General features: G+C 48.1%; 3 protein-coding genes. All 3 read left to right on the top strand.

The features are described 5' to 3' along the window. A partial coding sequence (locus JRG72_11645; GenBank protein MBW2135857.1) for a hypothetical protein occupies nucleotides 1–979 on the top strand: 979 nt, incomplete at its 5' end. Beyond that, entirely contained in the window at nucleotides 976–2,427 is a 1,452-nt protein-coding gene (locus JRG72_11640; protein ID MBW2135856.1) for a hypothetical protein, read from the top strand. The genes JRG72_11645 and JRG72_11640, both read left to right, overlap by 4 nt. Beyond that, the coding region (locus tag JRG72_11635) for a hypothetical protein (protein MBW2135855.1) at nucleotides 2,424–2,823 on the top strand (400 nt) is incomplete at its 3' end. The genes JRG72_11640 and JRG72_11635, both read left to right, overlap by 4 nt.

The following is a 2,823-nucleotide window of genomic DNA, read 5'->3' as shown; positions in this document are numbered from 1 at the left end:
CTGTCAATTTTTCGTGGCTACTGGCTGGAAACGGCGCTTTCGCCTTGAAGTAACCGGCCTGGCGACTCAACCATTATTTTTTATGGCTAGCAGAAATGTTTATCAGGCTGCCGGGAATTGGTTATGGCGAATGTTCGGAGGAGAGGCTATCGGTGGCACCAGAACCGGACGCGGGGCCAATGTGAAGTTTGAGTTTAGGACACAAGTTATCTGGGGAGAAAATGCAACATTACACTTTTTTCCTTTGGGTCTTGACGCAGAGGAGGTCATGGCTCGTATTCTCTTCCTGATGGATACCATAGCCCGCTATGGCGGCCTTGGGGCCAAAACCCAGAATGGGTTTGGTCAGATTAAAATTACCAGTGACCTCAATGCTGATTTGATAAAAAAGGGTAGGGATTTAATCCAAAAGGATGTGAAAATCTATAAACAATGGGTGGGAAAAACCCAGGACCCGGATTGGAAACCAGATACAGAACTTTTCAATCTAAAAAATTTCTTTTCCCGTACCTATGAATTAATCGGAGCAGAAAGGTATATCGAGGGGCTTAGGGAGGTTGGAACTGCCTGGACGGATTATAAACGGTATTATGTGCCTTGTGCCTTTGATATCCGCTACAAAAGCCAGCAAAGAAATCCATTTACTGGTCAGGGGAGAGATTTCGGCCTGCGACCGTGGTTTCGGACCCAATGGGGTGATGAAGTGGCACACCGGCTTTTTGGCCGCAGTGATGCTCGATCAGATGAGCAGCGCAGTGCCGGACGCATCCGGGTCAGTCATTTATATAAACTCAAGCCTGGCGGCCCCTGGAATTTAAAGGTTTGGGGGGATGTACCGCCTGGCATCAAGCTCGGAAAGGACCAACAATCGAATCTTGAGGAAGTGATGAAAAATGTAGACGAATTTATCAAAGGAAAAATGTTTCCTAATAGTAAAATTATTAACCAATTCCAGCGTATGGAGGTTCTGGGATCATGATCCGGCGAGAACTACACGCGGCCCGGGGGGGACTGAGTATTCAAGATTTGGCCAGAGTAATGAACGATGAGCAATTGAACGCCTTCACGCGGGCAGAATTGCTCTGTACGGCCTTGCCCACCCCCCTCAAAGAACTGGCTCGAGCCCATTATCGCTCCCAGATCCTGTTCATCGATAAAAACGGCCGTTCCCAGGCTACTAATCAGATTACGCGAGAGCTGGAACGGTTGCGGAGTCTGGGATTGGAGCGGTCTATCTTTGAAGCATTAGCGGTGCTGCCGCCATATAGCCTGGGTATCGAATTTTCCTTCACCTTGTTTCGACCTTACCTGAGTCGGGATGACGATGCCTTCTATATCATTGATAATCCGGTGAGGAAAGAAAAGGTCTTCAAGGTCCCCTATGTAGCTCCCATCAGTTGGAAGGGAAGCCTGCGGACCGCCGCTACTCGAGATTTAATAATTGAAATGAACGGGATGATACCAGATCCCGTGCCGGAGGCTGGTGAAGAGCTGGATAGACTTTATGAGCAGTTATGGTCCCGGCGGGCTCAGCGAGTGCTCCTTTTTGGCAATGAGAAGGAAGCAAATGAAGATGCCATCAATGATTGGCTGGCGGGGCAATTGTTCTCTGAGAAATTGGATGACCCTGATAAAAATAGGTCAAAACGCCTGCAAATAAGCTTTGACAAATATCTCAAAGACAAAGGTTATCGCACCGAGCGGATTAAAGGACGCCAGGGCCGATTATTCTTTTTTCCCACTTATTTCGACCAGATTGGCTTGGAGGTCATCAATCCTCACGATCGGAAGCGAGGTGTGGGTACCAATCCTATTTTGTTTGAATGTGTGCCCCGTGGTGCCAAAGGCTGTTTCAGTTTGCTGTATATTCCGTTTGATTATCCGGGCCTGGACCTTGGAACCTGTTCCTCTGTGACGCCAGATCAATCTGCTCTGATCGCACAGATTCAGGCAGACCTTCCCGTGATTACCAGGGTTATACAGGCTTTATTTACTGTATATGGATTTGGGGCCAAGACCAGCAGTGGTTATGGCACGGTGGAGGACCAATTGACGGAACCTGGACGCCTGGTTCTGAAGGCTCGGTTACCGGAGCTGGCGGAAAAAACTTTGTCAGTTCCAGAAATAGAGCCTTTCTTGACAGAACCTGGATCCCTGGAGGATTTTATTACCCCGGAAGGTAATTTCAGGTCCGAGGAGGATTATAGTTTGGTTCTCCAAGCCCGGGGACAACAATATACCCGAAAGAAAAGGCAGCTCTATCGTAAAGCTAAGCACGGGTGGGAGAGTGGGGGACAAACTACCTACCGTCGTTACCAGTTGGCCCGAACTTCTGAGCATACGGTTTTGTTTTTCTCCAGTTTGACGGAGTTACCTCAAGTCGCTCAGCGATTGGCTGAGGTGTTGGAAAACGGAGGTGCGGCATGAGCAGTTCCTGGAAACCCTCTGATGAAGAAAGACGGGCAATTCTTTTTCTCGAAGCCGCGGGATTGCTACACGATCTCGGCAAGCTAAGTGACAAATTCTTGGAAAGTCAATCTTCTGATAGAAGATTGGGATACTCCCTTATACTCTTGGTTGATCCCCGCAAAGTATACCGCGATTATCGGGGAGCAAAGAGCGACAGAGCAAGAAAGGAAATTGGTAATTGGCAGGATAAAGCTGATAATCCTAATATTGCGGCTCCCTTCAAAGAGCGAGCTGACCTAACCCAAATTTTGAAAGAGACTTCTTTTACAAGCTGGGACGGGACGGAATACAATCTTGCCGAGATGATGCCTTTAACCTCTCGCCAAAAGTTCATAAATGTGGATTGGTCTCATG

The sequence above is a fragment of the Deltaproteobacteria bacterium genome, from assembly GCA_019309545.1.
GTDB lineage: Bacteria > Desulfobacterota > Desulfobaccia > Desulfobaccales > Desulfobaccaceae > Desulfobacca_B.
This window is presented reverse-complemented; position numbering and strand designations above follow the sequence as displayed.

Coding starts and splice junctions, on each gene's coding strand:
- JRG72_11640 (MBW2135856.1), top strand. CDS start 976: ATGATCCGGCGAGAACTACACGCGGCCCGGGGGGGACTGAGTATTCAA.